An 18912-nucleotide genomic window follows, 5' to 3' on the forward strand; every position below is an offset into this window, starting at 1 on the left:
CTTTTTTATTGTGGCCCTCCTATAATTGGGTCATATTTTAATTCATTACTTTTATCTGCTTTATCAGTAAAATATTGATCATTATCATACTTATTAATTATCTTTATTGTAATATTTGGATTTTTCTTATCTATTGTGAATTTTAAGGAATCACTTTTAATTCCATTTATATATACTTCTTTAAGTTTATAGTTCATTGGAACAACTTCAGCTACTTTGTACTCTCCTATGGTTACATAGTTAGAATATATTAAATTTGTAGTATCAATGTCTTTAAGGGTAAAATCAACTTTGGTAGTACTATTTCCTTTTACATTAAAGTTATATTCCTCTTGATTCTTACCACCCTTTACCCCTATAGTAAATAAATCATTATTTGGTGGAACCATATTGTTATTATCTATTTCCTTTATTATACTTATACTTCCTTTTATAGGCTCTAATACAACATAAGGAATAGGAAACCTCTCTTCCTTCACTTTGTTCTCATTAGGATCTGTATACTTAATCTTTCCTTCTATATTTGTTTCTTCATAGTCAGAGGCATAATATTCATCTATTGATTTTATAATAAATGATACCTTAATTCCCTCTTTGTCTATTTTATCAATTGTCCAAGTTATCTTATTATTTTCCTTATCAACTATCGGAATTAGATTTTTAGGTTCATTGCTATTTTCAACTATCTCAAAATTAGAAGATACTATATCAGTTAATGTAACATTTTTAGCAATTGAACTATCATGGGCTATCTCTTCCATAATCTTGTCATATATTGGTTGTATTTCCACATCTGTCTTTATCATATATTTCCCTTGATTTTGTATATTTCCTAATAAATCATTTGCAGCTCCTTCTTGCCATTTAAGACTTTCATCCGTTATATTTCTAAATAATCCTATGGATATAAACTTAACATCATCTTTATCCATATACTGATATTCTCTTTTTGATATATCAATATATTGTTTAACTAAGGTTTCATCTGCTTCAGATACTACTTTCTTATTTAATGCTACTGTCGGTAACCCATCAGTAAAGAAAATAACATATTTTGAAGCGGTAGGATTATTTGCTCTTGATTCTGTTAGTTGGGTATTAACCTTTTTCAATGCCGCTTGTGTATTAGTTGATCCAGTTGGAACTGTTTGGTTTACCACATTTTTTATATTCCCGATATTCGTTTCAAAACCCTTATTGCCAGCTGTTATTATCTGTGCATCAGGTTCTTTACCAACTGCATTATATAAGGTTGGACCACTAAATTGTATAATGGAAATTCTTGTGCCATTTTTTAATAGCATGTCTTCAGAAAATTTATTTACTGCTTTTTTTAATACTTCTATTGAGTTACCATTAGTACTATCCATACTACTTGATACATCCATTACAATTATTATATCTTTCATTTGAATCTCTTCATTCGAATTTCCATTTACCGTTAAATCTATTCTAAATTCATTGTCTCCTACCTTTGTTGCAGTCTTATTTAATATAAGAGGGCTAGCTGCTTTCCCATTAACTAATATTGGTATATTAGTTAATATTATTACTGATAGGAGAATTCTAATTAGGATACTAGTAACTCCTTTTAACTTTTTTCTCATCCTACTCCTCCCCTATCCTCTTTTTATTTTTCATTATAAATACTCCAATTCCTAAAGATATTAAAGCAATAGCTAGGTATAGAGCAGTACCATTATCACCTGTCTTTGTAGTGCTTTTATTTCCCTCAGCTCTAACAGCTGTAAATATCCACTCTACCTTTCCATATTTATTTTTATATTCGTTTCCAGTACTCTTACCATCTAATTCTACATTTCCTATTAAAACTTTACTTTCTCCTGGATTAAATATTCCAAGACTAATATCCTTTTCTAGTTTATCCTCTCCACTAACAGGTCCAAAATATATTGTTTTTCCATTATAGGTAATGGTAAGATTAAGTTTTTCTAACAAATCATACTTTTCCTTTTCAGTCAGTCTTTCTGTTCTCAGAAAAAGTTCGTAGGGTTCCTCATACTTATTTTCGATTATCATTGTTCTTCTTACCACATCACCTGGTACCATCCCATTTCCTTCTAAAAAATGCTCATTTTCAGGAATTGAAACTAATCCATTTGCATTTCCTATTAATTTAACATCAGGAGGCGGCAATCCTATTGCCGCCCCCCTATTTGTTAATATTAAAAGAAGTGAAACAGTTAAAACTACTATCTTTTTAACCTTTCTCACGTTATCACTCCTTGCTTCTAACTAATTAACTCCATCTGGTTCTGCTGCATTTGTTGGCGCTGTAGCTACTTTATTTTCATATATTCCTAAATAACTTTGGATTGAAGCTGGTGCCCAATCTTTATATGCTCCATGTGAAGCTTGAATAGATTCAGCTGTAACAATTACATCAAACTTTAAGCTCTTATATTCATTTTTAGCTGTACTACTTAATGTTACAGAATCTAATAATGTATTAGTATAACTAGCTGCCCCAACTTTACCAATATAGTATAAATATCCATCTCCGCCATCTACCCATGTTCCTTCTGTACCATTAGTAGAGATATTTGCGGTTCTATAATTTAAAATTATTTTACTTGCATCTAATGTATAATTTACACCTTCTAAAGTTACATTAGTTATTACATTGCCATCGGCATTTTTCCAAACCTTATCTAATTTGACTCTTATAAATTGATCGTAACTAGCTGTGCTTTTAACTTGTACGTCTTTATTAACCTCTGCACCAGGTGTTAAGTTCTTACCTGTTTCTGGCTTATATTCTTCCTGAACCTTTATCCCTGCATCTGGATCACTTGGATCATCAGTTGTTCCTGTACTAAATGGGTTAGTTACTGAATCGCTAGCTGTAAACCAAGCAAAAGTACCTCCTACAACCCCTACTGCTAATGCTCCTATAACTAATAATGATGCTATCTTTTTCTTATTCATTAATCTTTACCCCTTTTAATTTATTATTTTTACTTATTAAAACTTTTATAAATATGGCAACTGAAATTAATAACAATATAATTAATAACTTTTCTTTTACTATAGATATTAAACTTCCTAAATACGGAACATGAAAAATTACATTACCCTGTATCTTTTCCTTATCTACTGTATATGGATCTTCTACAGCGTTGTTATCCCCTTTTGTAATATAAGTGATTGGTGTTGTATCTATTACTCTAACTATTCTATGGGTTGTCTTGGTATCTGTATTAATTCCTTTGAAAGATATAATATCTCCTTCTTTAATATCCTGTTTCTTAACTACAACAAGGTCTCCTTTATTTATAGTAGGTTCCATACTTTCAGATAAAACCATGTAAAATTTATACTCTAATATTTGTGGATCTTCACCTGTCTTTCTGCTTATTAAAGAGATAATAAGTACAAAAGATATAAGAATAACCATAAAATAAAATATTAGATTACCTATTACTTTAAGTACATTTTTCACCTTCATAAATACCTACCTTATACATAGCTTATCTAGTATATCTCTAATGTTACTGTCAGTAATATTAGACCAAGCTGCATTATAACCATCTTTTGTAGCCTGTACTGCCTCAGATTTTATATCAATGATTAGCTTATTGCCTTTATATATTTCTTGAGTACCCTTATCTTCAATTAATATTTTTACTCCATCTAATAGTGGAACTGTTTTACTTCCAGTTGGCACCATCATATTGTAATAATAATATCCATCTGATCCTTTTATCCAACCTGGTGATTCATCAATGTTTGTAAAGTATAGCTTAACCACCTTTGGGCTTGCATCTAAAGCTATTGGTTTTCCATCTTTATCAACCCATCTTGCCATAATGTTTACCCTTATTAAAGCCTCACTTTTACTTAAATTCTCAATAAATACAATTTTCTTATGCTCATTACCATCCCATTTTTCTGGTGGTTTAAAATCTTCTACTACCTCAATATCTACATCACCTACATTAAAATTATTTATTGCATTATCTGTAGAATTAAAGCTTTCTAATGTTTTTAATAATTGTGCATTAACAAAAACATTTGGAACAATAAATAATACTATTGCTACAGCTGAAATTGTTAATTTAAGAGCCTTCAACCTTTCACCCCCAATATCAACTTCTCTATTCATATTTTTAATCTTATTAACCTTTCTTTAGTATTTATCATAGACTTTATTTATAGTGCTTCTAGCTTTTATATACTTATCTTATTAATATAAATAAAAAATGTTACACAATTATAAATCTTAACAAAAAGTAATTACTGACATTTTTCTCTTCTACTATGTATTTATTAGTAAGCTAAAAATTAAAGGACTTAAGCATTTATTTGCCTAAGCCCTTAATTAACTAACTTATTTTCTTTGATAAAGATACTAAATCGTAAATATCAATTATATTATCCTTATTCAAATCATATTTCACATTCCAATTTTTACTAGAGTTTACTTCATTATATGCTCCAGCCATTTCTGATAAATCTATAGAATCTACTTTTCCATCCTTATTAAAATCAGCTACATCATAGGTCGTTTCTCCTCCATGTACTGGTCCTGTAACCATATTTATAGCTTTTAACAAACTTGTATCATCCGTTGTATCTTCACTTATTTCCCATATCATTACTCCAGATCCTTTATTAAGTGCAAGCTGGGTTTTCTTTTTTATAGTCTCTATACCATTATAGTAATTTTGTCCTGATTGATCTTTATATGGAGCTTGTGGATCTTTTGCTACAATGGTTTTATAATCATCCCAGCTAGGTCTTGCATAAAATGGTAATCCTAGTACCATCTTTTCCTTCGGTAATCCCTTATTAGTCCAAACGGTCATTGCATTTTCTGCGTAGCTGTAAGGAGAGTGATCTGCTCCATTTCCTCCATCATATGCCATAATATTTATCCAATCTAATAATGGGAAAATGCTACTTTTAATCCCTTGTGCTGTCCATGTTTCTGATGCACTATATGATGTTGTTCCTGCTGTAACAGCTGCAGTTAATAATTTACCACTTGGCTTAAGTTTAGCATTTAAACTTGTCATTAACTTATCAAAGTTATCTGATTCTGAACCTGGATCAGGATATTCCCAATCAATATCAGCACCATCTAAATTGTTTTCATTTACAAATCTAACAATATTATTTACTAAGTTTTCTCTTGTTGTTTCATTAGCTGCCAATTTTACAAATACAGGATCTAATTCTGCATCATGATATGACCATCCACCTACAGAAATTAAAACCTTTACTCCATTTCTATGCGCTTTTTCAACTAACTCTTTAAACTTTGCAGGTTGTTCTAAAGGTCTAACACTACCATCTTCCATTGGAATTAAGAAGGCATAGTTAATGTGTGTTAATTTATCAAATTGAACTTGACTATCAATATTTACATCAGTCCAATCTGTAAAGTAACCTATAACCTTTGTATTATTTGAAGGTTGTACTATTTCTCCGTTAACTATTACTGTTATCTCTTCACTAACAGTAGTTCCAAATTCATTGGATGTGGTTACAGAATATTTGTAGCTTCCCTTTACCTTACCTGAGAACTCTTTTGTTATTACCTTACTAGTTATCCCATCTAAAAGAATGTTATCAATTATTACTCCATTTTCTTTAATAGAAAGGGATGTTGCTTTACTATTTGATGGAATTGATATTTTTATATTGTAATTTCCATCATAATCATTGTTATCATGGTTTAATGTAGCTTGAAGTGGTTTAGCTAACTCTTGTCCACCTCCATTTCCCAAAACAGAATAGATAGCACTTAAAAGACTTGTATTATCCATTGTATCCTCAGAAATCTCCCAAATCATTATGCCTCCTACCTTTTCTTTTGCAAGATTAGCTTTTCTTTTTATTGTGTCGATACCATTATAATAATCATTTCCTGATTGATCTTTATATGGTGCTTGTGGATCCCTTGCAACAATGTTTTTATAGTCATCCCAACTTGGTCTTGCATAAAATGGAACCCCTAAATTTATTTTTTCTTTTGGAACTTTTTTATTATTTAACCAGTAATTCAAAGCATTTTCTGCAAAGCTATATTGTGAGTGGTCTGCACCGTTCCCTCCATCATATGCCATTACATTTAACCAATCCACACTATTAATTACTGTGGTATTCACACCTGAACCATTTCCACTATCTCCACCATTTGGCATAACTCCAGCAGATACTGCAGCTGTTAATAGCTTATTTGTTTTATTTAATTCTGTTCTAAGTGATGTCATTAAGTTTTGAAAATTATTAGCTGTTGCAGCAGTTGGATACTCCCAATCAATATCTGCTCCGTCAAATCCATATTGATTTACAAAATTCACTACATTTTTTACAAAAGCATTTCTTGATGTGGTATTTCTCGCTAATGATTCGAAAGTCGATTGTAGTGGAACATCTTTATAAGACCATCCACCCACTGATATTAATACCTTCACCCCTTTACTATGAGCCTTACTTATTATTTCCTTCATCATAGGCTCATTCTCAATTGGTACTAGTGATCCATCTTTATTTGGTATTAAAAATGCGTAATTAATATGTGTTAACTTATCAAATTGTATTTGACTGTCAACACTTCCTTGATACCAAGATGGAAAATAACCAATTATCTTCTGATTCCCCACTGTTGTAGCTTTTGCACTTTCCTGAGCATTAACATTTTTTGCTATGCCAGGCATCCCTGTGGTTATAGCCATTGCTGTTGCAACTACTATAGCTAAAGTCTTTTTTAATTTTTTGAACTTAATCATACTTGTCCCCCTTTATAATTTTTATTCCATTTTGATTATGTTCTTTTTTAACAATTTTTACAAGTAATTACATATAAAATTCTTTAAATAGACATACTTTCGGATCTCAATAATTCCTCTTCAAAATTAGCAGCCATACTACATTAAAAAAAAGACCTAGATCAAATCTAAGTCTTTTCCATTTCCTTTAATAATTTTTCATATTTTTCTAGATACAATTACTACATCGTAAATGTCTATAATTCCATCATTATTCATATCACAAGTTATATCGTAATTACCATCTCCCTTTAATAGGTTATATTTACTTGCAACATAAGCCAAATCAATGATTTCATTCTCATTCGGGTCTGGTAATTGTTGAACCTTTCCTAAGCTAACCCATGACCAAACCGCTACATCTGGATATTCATAGGTACTCCAGCCTGTACACTTGTATTTAATTCCATTATATATTACTAGTTGCCCTTCTGTATAAACACTTTCAAAATGGAATTCTTCAGCATAGTCTGACTCTTTAATTACTCTTATTAATGCTTTTCTTGTAGAAGTAGCTCCGTCGCTATCAGTGATACTATATGTGATTATATAATCACCAACTTTCTTTGTATCAACTGCACCAGAATAAGTTATTTTATCTGTTATTTCGCCATCTTCTATATCATTAGCTGTAATTCCCTCTAAGGGTAAGAATACACCTTCAAGAACCATTTCTCTACTTTCTACACCTGCTAATATTGGTCTGTAATTTTTAATATCTTCATTTGTCACAGTAATTTTTCTCTCAATAGTTATAACTTTTCCTCCACTATCTATTACAGTATAAGTTAGCTTATAAACTCCAGCTATATTGATATTAACATTCCCAGTAACTTTAATTTTACTTGTTAAATCTCCATCTTCTCTATCAGTAGCGCTAACTCCTGATAATGGATTAAAGCTTGTGCCAACTTTTATCTTCTTATCATTTACCCCTTTAATAACTGGTTCATAATTTTCTATTATCTCAGTTGTTCCAAAACGCTTACATTCATCTGTATGCTCATACTTCTTATTGATACCTGAATTAGCTTGAAGCTTAGAATCTCTATTTAATGACCAAAAAGAATTCATTCCAATTCCTTTTTCTATTGCATGGTCAGTTACTAACTTTGACCAATCTGGACCAAAAATAGGTTCAGATGCCGCTTCATAACCAACAGAAGTTGTAACTCCAACCTTTCTATAAGCATCTTTTTCTGTCAATAAAACTCCTTTAAATTTTTTGTAATATTCTTTTATTTGCTTCATTGTACTATCAATTGCTCTCACAGAGCCTGTACCATAATTTTCTCCTGGATTAAGTGCTCCTGCGCCGAAACACATTGCCATAATATTTACAAGTTTAACATCTACTCCTTCTGTTAAATATACCTCTAGTACATTAAGTTGGGTTTCTGTTAATCCTGATGGTAATACAGGAAGTGTTAAAACAACATCAACGCCAGTTTCATTCTGAACCTTTTTTATTGCCCTTGCATTTATTCTATTTTCTTCTTTATCTTGTCCACCCTCTTCTATGTCTAAATCTAGCCTTGTAAGTCCATATCCATCAACTATTTCCTTATAAGTTGCTGCTAAAATATCTACATTGTTTGTAGCTTGCCATAATGCTACACCATTTAGTCCTCCGAAAGATATTGCTACATCTCCCCCCATAGCTCTTAGATCTTTAATTGACTGTTTCATACCTAAATATTGTTCATCTTTACTTTTTTCAGATAATACTGAAAGTCCTGCCCATGCCCAATCAACTTTCCCATCTACAATTTCTTTACTTGCGGCTTGAATGAAAGATACATTAAAAAATCTAAGTCCCGTATCTTCTGCAAGTTTTGGCAAGTAGGGTGCCCCTGAAATATTGTATCCATCATCTGTATGATATTCACATAAATCCACAAATGGAGCGCATACTTGATCAGGCCAACTCACTCCCTTCCCTACTCCAAAATCTGTTTTGACTGTTCCTGCACTTACTTTAGTCATTGAATTTAGTCCAAGTCCAGAAAAAATCACAGATGATGCAATAGTAATGGCTACTACCTTTTTAATTAAACCTTTTACCATTCTCTCAACCCCTCTAAATAATTTTTTACCCACTATAATTATACAATATATGGTAAATAATAAGGATTATAATTTACTTATTTTAGAATTTAATTCTTAATATTAGTAGTTTTATTTTAAGATTTAAATGCTTTAACTAAAGAATTCTGATAGTATATAGTTATTAAAGTATGGGGAGGTTAATATATGAATTGGATTAATGAAATTAAAAATTATATTCCTTACAATGATCAAGAAAAAGCCGATAAATATAATATTATTGAAGCAATAAATAAGCATAATAATCTTTTGACTAGAGAAAATAAGGTTATGCACATAACAAGCTCAGGTTACATAGTAAATAAAACTAAAGATAAAGTTTTAATGATCTATCATAAAATATATAACTCTTGGTCTTGGACAGGTGGACATGCCGATGGTGATGAGGATTTACTGTATGTTGCAATTAAAGAAGCTAAAGAAGAAACAGGTCTTGAAGTAGTAACTCCTATTTCAAATAAGATTTTTTCCTTAGATATTCTACCTGTTAATGGTCATTTCAAGAATGGTTCCTTTGTCTCTTCACATCTTCATCTTTCTGTTGCTTATCTTTTAGAAGCAGATGAAAATCATACTCTTACAATAAATGAAGAAGAAACAAATGGAGTAAAATGGATTCCAATTGATGAGATAAATATTCATTGTAGTGAAGCTGATATGATTAAGTTATATGAAAAATTTAATGAGAAGATTTCAACCCTTCGTAATATTTATTAGTTTCATGTAAAAAACACCATGAATTAAGTAATTCATGGTGTTTTTCTTAGTATCACATATTTAGCTTTTTACCTGAAACTTTTATATTAAATAGGACAAACCCCACCTACACAACTCTCTTCATTACTTTCTTCATTAAAACTATCTTCTGGCTTTTCATCTTCTAATACTTTTTCAAGGGTATTTAGAAATACATTTGTTGGTTGTGCACCAGATACTGCAAATTTACCATTGAATACAAAGAATGGAACTCCTGTGATCCCAAGTCTACTTGCCTCTTCTTCATCTGCACGAACTTCTTTTTTATAATCATTACTAGCTAAAGTATTCAAAGCTTCATATCTATCTAAGCCTATACTTTCTGCTATGTCTGCTAATATTTTATGATCACTAATATCCTTTGAATCAGTAAAATATGCAATAAATAGTTTTTCTGTTATCTCATTCATTTTTCCATACTTTGATGCAAAATGAATCATGCGATGTGCATCAAAAGAATTTGTTGGAATTAGGGTATCAAAATTATAGGTTAACCCTACATTAGCTGCTTGCTTTATAATATTTTCATTATTTCTTTTAGCCTCCTCATAAGTAATACCATACTTACTTGCAATGAGACCATTTATATCTTCATTGTAATGCTTGGGAGAACTTGGGTTTAGCTCAAAACTGCGATAAACTACCTCTACTTCTGACTTATTTGAGAATTCCTCTAATGCCATTTCAAATTTACGTTTTCCTATATAACAAAATGGACAAAAAATATCTGACCAAATTTCTACTTTCATTTACTTTCCCTCCTTCAATAAATTATTATTTTATAATTTATAATACAATAGGTTTATTTCCAAGTGATATCTGGGTCTTTTCTAGGTACCGTTCTTGAATATTTTACATCTGGATATCCTATTACCATACAGGTAACAATCTCTTTACCTGCCTCTATTCCTAAGTAATCCATCATTTCCTTGTTTCCTTGCGCTGCTCTTACTAAAAATCCACTAAAGAATGTTCCAAGACCTAATGCATTTGTCATAAGCTCCATATTAGAAGAAGCTAATGCCCCATTAACTTGTGAATCTGATACAACAATTATTACTGCTGGTGCATTAAAGAATAGACCATCCCTACCTTTTGGATTAGCCTTAAAGTCCTTGTACATCCTTATCCACATTTCCGCATATTTTTTAATAGGCATCATTTCTGGAGTTAAATTAGAAAGGATTCCTTGTCCCATAACATTTAATCTTTCTAATGTCATTTCTTTTAATTTATCAATTCCTTCTTTAACTACTATATAGGATACATTTTGACTATTACTTCCTGTTTGAGTAAACCTTCCAGCTTCTATTATTTTAGATAGTTTTTCTATTTCAACCTCTTTATCTTTAAACTTTCTTGTACTTCTTCTAAATTTAATGAAATTCATTAAATTATCAGCATCTATTGAAAACTCTTCTTTCTTATAGTTTTTAACTTCATCCATATTATACTCATCTGTTGATACTGCATTCTTAGGACAAATAGCTATACAATGTCCACACTTAAAACATGCATCATTTTTCATATCAGCTTTTCCATTTACAAGTTCTATATCTCTAACAATACAATCATCAATACATAGCTCACAGCCTATACACTTTTCTTTGTCTACCTTCATCATAAAACAAATCACCTCATAATAATTTTGACATAATCATAATCAAAATTTATAATTAATTATATAATTAATTATTCATATAGTATTATACTGTGATTATATCTTACTTTTCCCTCTAAGTCTAATTGATATTTTTCATAATACTATTACTTTTAGTTATATATAATGTTTATAAGGAGTATATATATGAATTTGCAACAATTAGAATATCTAAAGGTAATTTCAGAAACAGAAAACTTTACAACAGCTTCTAAAATTCTTTCTGTAACTCAACCAGCATTAAGTAAGGCCATTTCAAAATTAGAAGAAGAATTAAATGTTCCCTTGTTTGAAAAGAATGGACGTAATATCAAACTTACTACCTTCGGAAAGATATTTTTAAGTCATACTAATATAGCACTAATGGAGATTCAAAAAGGAGTAAAGGAGTTACAGGATATAATTAGTCCTGAAACAGGAACTATATCTATTGCATCTACTTCTAGTATAGGAAGATATTTTATGCCATTTCTAATTAGTGACTTTCTAAATATTAGTCCTAATACAAAGTTTCAATTTAATCATGAATCTGTAACGAATATATTAAGTGATTTAAAATCAGGAAAGATTGATTTAGGCTTCTATGATTGTATAGGTAGTGTGAATCTACACCCTGAAATCCAGTCAATAGCCATAAAGAAAGAGGAATATGTATTAATAGTCCCTAAAAAACATCGTCTTGCAAATACAAAAGAAGTATCTTTAAAGGATCTTAAGGATGAATCCTTCGTTGCTTTTTGTGAAGAGAAAAAAGATAAGATGCTATCCTATGCAGATCTTTTAGGTTACATACCTAAAATTTCAATAAGACCTAATGAATCTAGTATGCTTGAAGGACTAGTTGCTGCAGGGGCAGGTATTTCTATAGTTCCTAATACACCTATTATTAATACAAATACCCTTTCTATTATAAAAATTAAAGAGAATATTAAAGAAAGAGTTATTTACATGGGATGGCTTAAAGGTGCATATATGTCACCTATTTCAAAAGTCTTTAAGGAGTTTGTCCTATCTTCTATTTCATAAACTAAAGAAACCAGAACATAAAAGTCCTGGTTTCTTTTTATATATATTTAGCTGTAAGGGATTTTTCACATTTACATAAATCTAAAGGTGTACCTTCAAAGATTATTTCCCCACCTTTTGTTCCACCTTCTGGACCAATATCTATTATCCAATCTGCTCTTCTTATAACATCTATATTATGTTCAATAATAATAACTGTATTACCATTATTAACTATATTTTCTACTATCTCTATGAATCTTTCTATATCAGACATATGTAGACCTGTTGTAGGCTCATCCATAATATATACCGAACTATCTTTATGTAATTCATTTGCAAGTTTTAATCTTTGACACTCCCCTCCTGATAATGTATCAAGTGGTTGTCCAAGTGTTAAATAGCCTAACCCCATTTCTTCTATTGATTGTAATTTATTTTTTATAGATTTTAATTTAAAGAATTCTAATGCTTCTGAAAACAGTCATATCAAGAATATCAATTATAGATTTATTCTGATATTTATAATTTAATACTTCTTTTTTAAACCTTTTGCCTTCACAAAGGTCGCAAGTACTTTTTATATTTTCCATAAATGCAAGGTCGGTTTCAACTACTCCAAGCCCATTGCATTTCTCACAAGCTCCTTCTGAATTGTAACTAAACAATGAAACTTTGACATCATTTTCCTTAGCGAAAACCTTCCTAACATTATCCATAATGCCACCATAGGTTGCTAAATTTGATCTTGTATTTGCACTTACAGCGCATTGGTCTATTAATACTGCTTCTTTATTTTGCTTTAAAAATTCATGTTTAATAAGTGTACTTTTCCCTGAACCTGCAACACCTGTAACTACTGTTAATACATCTTTGGGAATTTTAACTGATACATTCTTTAAATTATTCATATTACAATTTTGAACTTCTAAATATCCATTATGCTTTCTTGGATTACTTTTTACATCAAGACTATTATTTAAAGAATTACCTGTCAATGTTCCTGAAGTTAATAGGTTTTCATATGTACCTTCATATACAATATGACCACCTTTTGTACCTGCATGTGGTCCAACATCAACAATATAATCAGCAATTTTTATAACATCTGGATCGTGCTCTACTACTATTACTGTATTACCCTTGTCACGTAACTTTTGTAAAAGCTCATTTAATCTATGTACATCCCTTGGATGAAGTCCTATACTTGGCTCATCAAATATATACATTAAATCTACAAGGTTACTATTTAGATGTTTAACCATCTTTATACGTTGAGATTCTCCACCTGAAAGGCTTGAAGTTTCTCTATCAAGAGTTAAATATCCTAAACCGATATCTATTATATTTGTAAGCTTATCTTTTATACTTTCAACTATAGGCAAGGCTTCTTCCATAGTAAAGGTTGATATAACATTAATAAGTTCATCTAATTGCATTGATAAAAGATCTGAAATATTATATCCATTTATTAATGAACTTAAGGCCTCTTTATTTAATCTCTTGCCTTTACATGAAGGGCACTCACATTCTATCATAAGTTTACTTAGCTTTTTCTTTGCTGCTTCAGATACCTCAGTATCCTTTTTTAGATATAATCTATTAAATCTTACAACTAAGCCTTCATATGTCATATTCATTCCACTATCACCAGAAAGCTTTATTTTTTCAGGTTTCCCATATAAAAACTTTTCTAATTCTTCATCTGTATAATCACATATCTTTTTATCATTATCAAAGAATCCAGATTCAGCAAATAACCTCCAGCTCCATGTACCAATACCATGTCCTGAGAGTAAAATTGCACCTTCATTTATTGATTTATTTTTATCTAAAATCATATCAATATTCACGCTTAATTTTTTACCAATCCCTTCACACTCAAAGCACATACCACTAATATCATTAAATGAAAATCTATTAGCCTTTCCTATATAGGGACTTCCAACTCTTGAATATAATAATCTAATTAATGAATTTATATCACTAATTGTTCCAAGGGTTGATCTAGAATTACCTCCAATTCTTTTTTGATCTATTATTATAGGTGTTGATAAATTTTCTATTGAATCAGCCTTTACCTCTCCATACTTAGGTAGGAAGTTTCTTATAAAAGCACTAAAAGTCTCATTTAATTGACGTTTAGCTTCTTTTCCTATAGTTTCAAAGACAATAGATGACTTTCCTGAACCAGAAACACCTGTAAATATTGTGATTTTTCTTTTAGGAATCTTTAATGAAACATTCCTTAAATTATTCTCTCTTCCACCCTTTATTATTATAAACTCTTCCATTCTTTCTCCTCCTTACATTCGCCGTATCTTAAGTAGATAAACTACTAAGGCATTGTATTATACAATACAATGCCCTGGGTATGTCAATATTTAATTATATATACGTAATCCCCTCTATATTTTAAACCTAGATACAATTGTAGCTAACTTTTGTGCAAGGTTAGCTTGTCCTTCTGCTGTTGTCGCTATTTGAGTTATTCCTTGAGTTGACTCACTTACCCCTTGCTTAACAGTATTAAGATGTTCAGATGAATTCTCAGCCATTTCTGCTACTTCCTTAACTGCTTCACTTACTTGATTTATAGTAGCTGATATTTCCTCACTCATTGCAGCAATATCACTTGACATATCATTTACAAATCTTCCATCTTTCTCATACTGACCTCCAACATCAATGAAATTGTTAAACTCTCTCATTACATCATTCCCCATAAAACCTAATAATTCATTGCTATTATCAGAAAGTGATTTAAATGCATTCTTAACATCATTAATTGTAATTTTAACTTTGCTAACAGCTTGAGATGACTGTTCTGCAAGTTTTCTAACTTCTTCTGCAACAATAGCAAAACCACTTCCTTGTTCTCCTGCTCTTGCTGCTTCTATTGCTGCATTTAAAGCTAAAAGATTAGTTTGCTCTGCAATACCTTCTATGGTATTTGCCATTACTATTATTTCCTCAACAACCCTTGCCTTCTTAATTCCATCAAGTATTGCATTTTCAACATTACCATATACATTTGTGGTATCTGTAATTACTTTTAATCCATTATCCTTTATTTCTATGGCTCTTTCCTTAATTACAGAAGCATTACCTTTTCCATCTGTAGCTTTAGAAGCTAAAATTGACACACTTGAACTTACCTCCTCTATTGCAGCTGTTAGCTCCTCAGTGGTTGCACTAGTTTCTTGTACAACTGAAGTTACATCTATAGTTGAATTATTAATCTCTTCTAATTGAGAACCCATTTCTTCTACAGTTGCATATAGTTCTTCACTAGCTGCACTCATTTCCTCTGCACTATTCAATACATCTTTAATTAAACCTTTAATATTATTTCTTGCTAATTCTAAGGCTTCTGCTGTCTCTCCAAATTCATCTTTACTTTCAATTATAATAGAAGTTGAAAAATCATAGTTTGATAACCTTTCTGAAAACTCAACTATTTTCTTTAATGATTTTGTTATTGTTCTAATTAGTATAACTAATATACCTATCAGTAATATTATTGTTAAAGCCACTGTTGCTATTGTTATTACTAAAGAACTATTATATATCTCCTGATTTTTATCAATTGCTTCTTTGGCCCACTTGTTATTAAGTTCTACTAATTCTTTTAATTTAATATCCACTTTAATCTTAGACTTATTTACTTCTTCAAATAAACTTTCTCCTTCTTGAAGGTTTCCTTCCTTTACTGATGAAACAAATTTATTTCTAGCTATTCTATACTCACCTAAATCTCTTTCAAACTCATTAAAAAGATTTTTATCTTCATCTCTATTAAATTCTGATCTATACTCTTTCATCAGTTCATCGTCTTCTTTTGTCAGTAAATTTATCTCACTTTCAAGTTCATTTATTTTATCTTTATCTGTTGTACTAAGTAGGAGTAAAGTATCTAGATTTATTACTGATATGTTCTTATCAATAGCACTAATTGAGGATATACTAATTATATTATCATTATATAAACTAGTAGCAGATTTCTCTATTCTATTCATATTAACCATTCCAAGTAAACTAATATAAATTATTAAAGCTCCAACTAAAATAAATGAAATTATTAGCTTTGTTGAAACCCTTGAATTTTTATATAAATTCATAAATTCACCTTCTTTAAATTATTTTGTCCTTTAATATTTAAATTAATTATACTTAATTTCCATTCAAATTAATATATATTTTAGCAATATTTTATTTTTTTATAATTTTTTTCTAATAATTCGACTTATTTCTTATTTGTTATAAAGAATAGTGACTTTGTATATTTATTTATGATTTTAAAGAAAATAAAAAAGACCTAGACTAATCTAGATCTTCCTAATTTCATAATTTAATTTTTATTAGAAGTTTTTAGCAACCTTAACTGCTTCTTTTATACCTTCATTAACAATTCCTTCAATATCAGCACCAATTACATCTACATTTTCGATAGCTATTGTTTCTATATCTTGAATTCCAAAGAAGCCAAGTATTGTTCTCATGTACTTATCTCCCATTTCGTATGGAGCATCTTTGTATTCTCCACCTCTAGATACTACATGTACAGCCTTCTTACCATTTAATAGTCCTACAGGTCCTTCTGCTGTGTATTTGAATGTAATACCTGTTACACTTATGTAATCAATATAAGCTTTTAATATTGCAGGGAAACCTAAGTTCCACATTGGTGCTGCAAATACGTATTTATCAGCCTCAGCGAATTGATAAGCATACTTTAATATTGAATTTTTCTTACTTTCTTCATCCTTAGGTCCAAATATCTTTCCTAAGTCTTCTCCTCTTAAGAAATCTATCTTTTCATCATATAGATCTAATGTAATAACTTCATCTCCTGGATTAGCCTTCTTATATTCTTCAATGAAACTATCTGCTACCTTAAAAGTTCTTGATTGTCCTTCTGGTTTAATATTTGCCTTAATATATAATACTTTACTCATTATATTTCTCCTTCTGTCTTTTCATATTTTGTGTTTGAAATACTTCTATTTATATCCTATTACTATCACTATAGTAACTTTCTTAAATCCTTCTTTCACAATAAGTTTCCTTTGAAACTTATTTTATCAGAATATAGTTTCCTTTGCAACTTATTTTTTGAATTTTTATTTCTTTTCTATATATTATCAATCAAATATCAGAATTCGAAACTACCAAACTTACCAGTTCTATAATCCTCATAAGCTTTATATATTTCTTCTTCTGTATTCATAACAAATGGTCCATCTGCAACTATTGGCTCATTTAAAGGTTCTCCACTTAGTACAATAAATAGTGCTCCTTGGCTAATTGACTCTATTAATATTTCACCTTCCACATTATCAAATAGGATAAAATCTTTTTCTTTACATATTTTATCTCCATTGATTTTAACTTCACCCTTTAGTAGTAACATACCTGTATTATAATTACTTGGTTCATCTAAGGTAACTTTGCTATTGTTCTCTAAGCTTACATTATATATGTTAATATTTGAGAATGTACTAGCTGGTCCCTTAATCCCCTTAGCTTCTCCTGCTACAATACGAATTTCACCTTGTTTATTTTCAAGCTTATATATACCCATATCCTCTTTTAATAATGCTTGATATTTAGGAGCCTCCATCTTATTTTCCTTTGGTAGATTCACCCATAATTGAATCATATGAAGGATACCACCATTTTTACTAAATTCCTCTTCATGATATTCTTTATGAAGTACTCCTGAACCAGCGGTCATCCATTGTACATCTCCAGGTCCTATGATTCCATGATTACCACTATTATCGTGATGTTCAACCTTACCCTCGTAGGCAAAAGTTACTGTTTCAAATCCACGATGTGGATGAGCTCCTACCCCTAATCTAGTAGCCTGAGGTAGAAAATAATTTGGTGCATTATAATCTAGTAATATAAATGGTGAGAATCTCTTTAATAAGTTTTTCCCTCCAGGAAAATATTGAGATACCTTAAATGCATTCCCTACCATGTGAAATCCATGTCCTTGAAATACTGTTTCTATAGTTCTATATTTTTTCATATTATTACTTCCTTCAACATATTTATTTTTTGCTTATAATCTTTAAAAATATCACTAATTAGTGATATTTTTATAAAAAATTTTATTTTTTATAAATCTTTAAACTTTTTAAGAATATCTTTCAATATACTCTTTTCTTCATCAGTTAAAATTTCAAATATTTTACTAATATTTCTGATATGGTCTGGTAAAATATCTTCAATAATATTTTTCCCTTTATCAGTTAATGATATTATTGTTGCTCTTTTATCCTGAGGATCTGAATATTTTTTTACAAAACCATCCTTTTCCAAATTTTTTATTACAACTGTTATATTCCCAGAAGTAGTCAATATTTTCTCAATTAACTCACAGATTCTTAAATCTCCTTTATTGTATAAAGCTTCTAATACTCCAAACTGGGCGGTTGTTAATCCACTTTTCTTAATAGTTTCGTATTCCATTTTGTGAATCTTATTTTCTGCTCTAGTAAAAACAACTAAAGTAGATAAATTTAATTTATTCTGATCTATTATTTCTTTTATTGTTTTCATATATTTAATTTATCACTA

At 30.0% G+C, this 18912-nt stretch carries 15 protein-coding genes and 1 pseudogene; 2 read left to right on the forward strand and 14 right to left on the reverse strand.

The annotated features are described in order from the left end of the window. Positions 1-5 precede the first annotated feature (5 nt). The 7 genes from ACSYT2_RS07905 to ACSYT2_RS07935 form a co-directional block, all read right to left on the reverse strand. Entirely contained in the window at positions 6-1607 is a 1602-nt protein-coding gene (locus ACSYT2_RS07905; RefSeq protein ID WP_430856647.1) for a VWA domain-containing protein, read from the reverse strand. Between the two features lies 1 nt (position 1608). Then, positions 1609-2235 carry an LPXTG cell wall anchor domain-containing protein gene (locus ACSYT2_RS07910; RefSeq protein WP_430856648.1) on the reverse strand — a complete coding sequence of 209 codons (627 nt, stop codon included), beginning with the start codon at positions 2233-2235 and terminating at the stop codon, positions 1609-1611. Positions 2236-2256: 21 nt separating this feature from the next. Beyond that, entirely contained in the window at positions 2257-2949 is a 693-nt protein-coding gene (locus ACSYT2_RS07915) for a BsaA family SipW-dependent biofilm matrix protein (protein ID WP_430856649.1), read from the reverse strand. Continuing rightward, positions 2942-3469, reverse strand: a complete 528-nt coding sequence (locus ACSYT2_RS07920) for a signal peptidase I (protein ID WP_438384471.1) — start codon at positions 3467-3469, stop codon at positions 2942-2944. Before ACSYT2_RS07920 ends, ACSYT2_RS07915 begins: the two co-directional genes overlap by 8 nt. A 6-nt stretch (positions 3470-3475) precedes the next feature. After that, positions 3476-4126 carry a hypothetical protein gene (locus ACSYT2_RS07925; protein ID WP_430856651.1) on the reverse strand — a complete coding sequence of 217 codons (651 nt, stop codon included), beginning with the start codon at positions 4124-4126 and terminating at the stop codon, positions 3476-3478. A 220-nt stretch (positions 4127-4346) separates the two neighbouring features. Further along, positions 4347-6758, reverse strand: coding sequence for a glycosyl hydrolase family 18 protein (locus ACSYT2_RS07930; RefSeq protein ID WP_430856652.1), 2412 nt, complete (start codon positions 6756-6758; stop codon positions 4347-4349). Positions 6759-6956: 198 nt separating this feature from the next. Beyond that, positions 6957-8864, reverse strand: a complete 1908-nt coding sequence (locus ACSYT2_RS07935; RefSeq protein WP_438384474.1) for an immunoglobulin-like domain-containing protein — start codon at positions 8862-8864, stop codon at positions 6957-6959. A 186-nt stretch (positions 8865-9050) separates the two neighbouring features. Between ACSYT2_RS07935 and ACSYT2_RS07940 the strand changes: the two genes are divergently transcribed. Continuing rightward, complete coding sequence (locus tag ACSYT2_RS07940) at positions 9051-9620, forward strand: NUDIX hydrolase (RefSeq protein ID WP_430856654.1); 570 nt, start codon at positions 9051-9053, stop codon at positions 9618-9620. A gap of 86 nt (positions 9621-9706) precedes the next feature. Here the strand turns inward: ACSYT2_RS07940 and ACSYT2_RS07945 are convergent, their stop codons facing one another. Continuing rightward, positions 9707-10408, reverse strand: a complete 702-nt coding sequence (locus ACSYT2_RS07945; RefSeq protein ID WP_430856655.1) for a DsbA family oxidoreductase — start codon at positions 10406-10408, stop codon at positions 9707-9709. A 53-nt stretch (positions 10409-10461) separates the two neighbouring features. Continuing rightward, positions 10462-11283 carry a nitroreductase family protein gene (locus ACSYT2_RS07950; protein ID WP_430856656.1) on the reverse strand — a complete coding sequence of 274 codons (822 nt, stop codon included), beginning with the start codon at positions 11281-11283 and terminating at the stop codon, positions 10462-10464. Between the two features lie 183 nt (positions 11284-11466). Between ACSYT2_RS07950 and ACSYT2_RS07955 the strand changes: the two genes are divergently transcribed. Continuing rightward, on the forward strand, positions 11467-12345 hold the full coding sequence (locus tag ACSYT2_RS07955) for a LysR family transcriptional regulator (RefSeq protein WP_430856657.1): 879 nt from the start codon (positions 11467-11469) through the stop codon (positions 12343-12345). 37 nt (positions 12346-12382) lie between these two features. Here the strand turns inward: ACSYT2_RS07955 and ACSYT2_RS07960 are convergent. The 5 genes and pseudogenes from ACSYT2_RS07960 to ACSYT2_RS07980 form a co-directional block, all read right to left on the reverse strand. Then, positions 12383-14618: pseudogene (locus ACSYT2_RS07960) on the reverse strand (ATP-binding cassette domain-containing protein). A 114-nt stretch (positions 14619-14732) separates the two neighbouring features. Beyond that, entirely contained in the window at positions 14733-16445 is a 1713-nt protein-coding gene (locus ACSYT2_RS07965) for a methyl-accepting chemotaxis protein (protein ID WP_430856659.1), read from the reverse strand. Positions 16446-16685: 240 nt separating this feature from the next. Beyond that, positions 16686-17282: an FMN-dependent NADH-azoreductase gene (locus ACSYT2_RS07970; RefSeq protein ID WP_430856660.1), complete on the reverse strand. Its 597-nt coding sequence runs from the start codon at positions 17280-17282 to the stop codon at positions 16686-16688. 197 nt (positions 17283-17479) lie between these two features. Next, positions 17480-18361: a pirin family protein gene (locus ACSYT2_RS07975; RefSeq protein ID WP_438384477.1), complete on the reverse strand. Its 882-nt coding sequence runs from the start codon at positions 18359-18361 to the stop codon at positions 17480-17482. Between the two features lie 89 nt (positions 18362-18450). After that, the gene (locus ACSYT2_RS07980; RefSeq protein ID WP_430856662.1) at positions 18451-18894 is read right to left on the reverse strand and encodes a MarR family winged helix-turn-helix transcriptional regulator; all 444 of its coding nucleotides are present in this window, start codon (positions 18892-18894) and stop codon (positions 18451-18453) included. Between the last annotated feature and the right edge of the window lie 18 nt (positions 18895-18912).

The organism is Clostridium zhoujianii (genome assembly GCF_051590805.1).
Taxonomy (GTDB): Bacteria; Bacillota; Clostridia; order Clostridiales; family Clostridiaceae; genus Clostridium.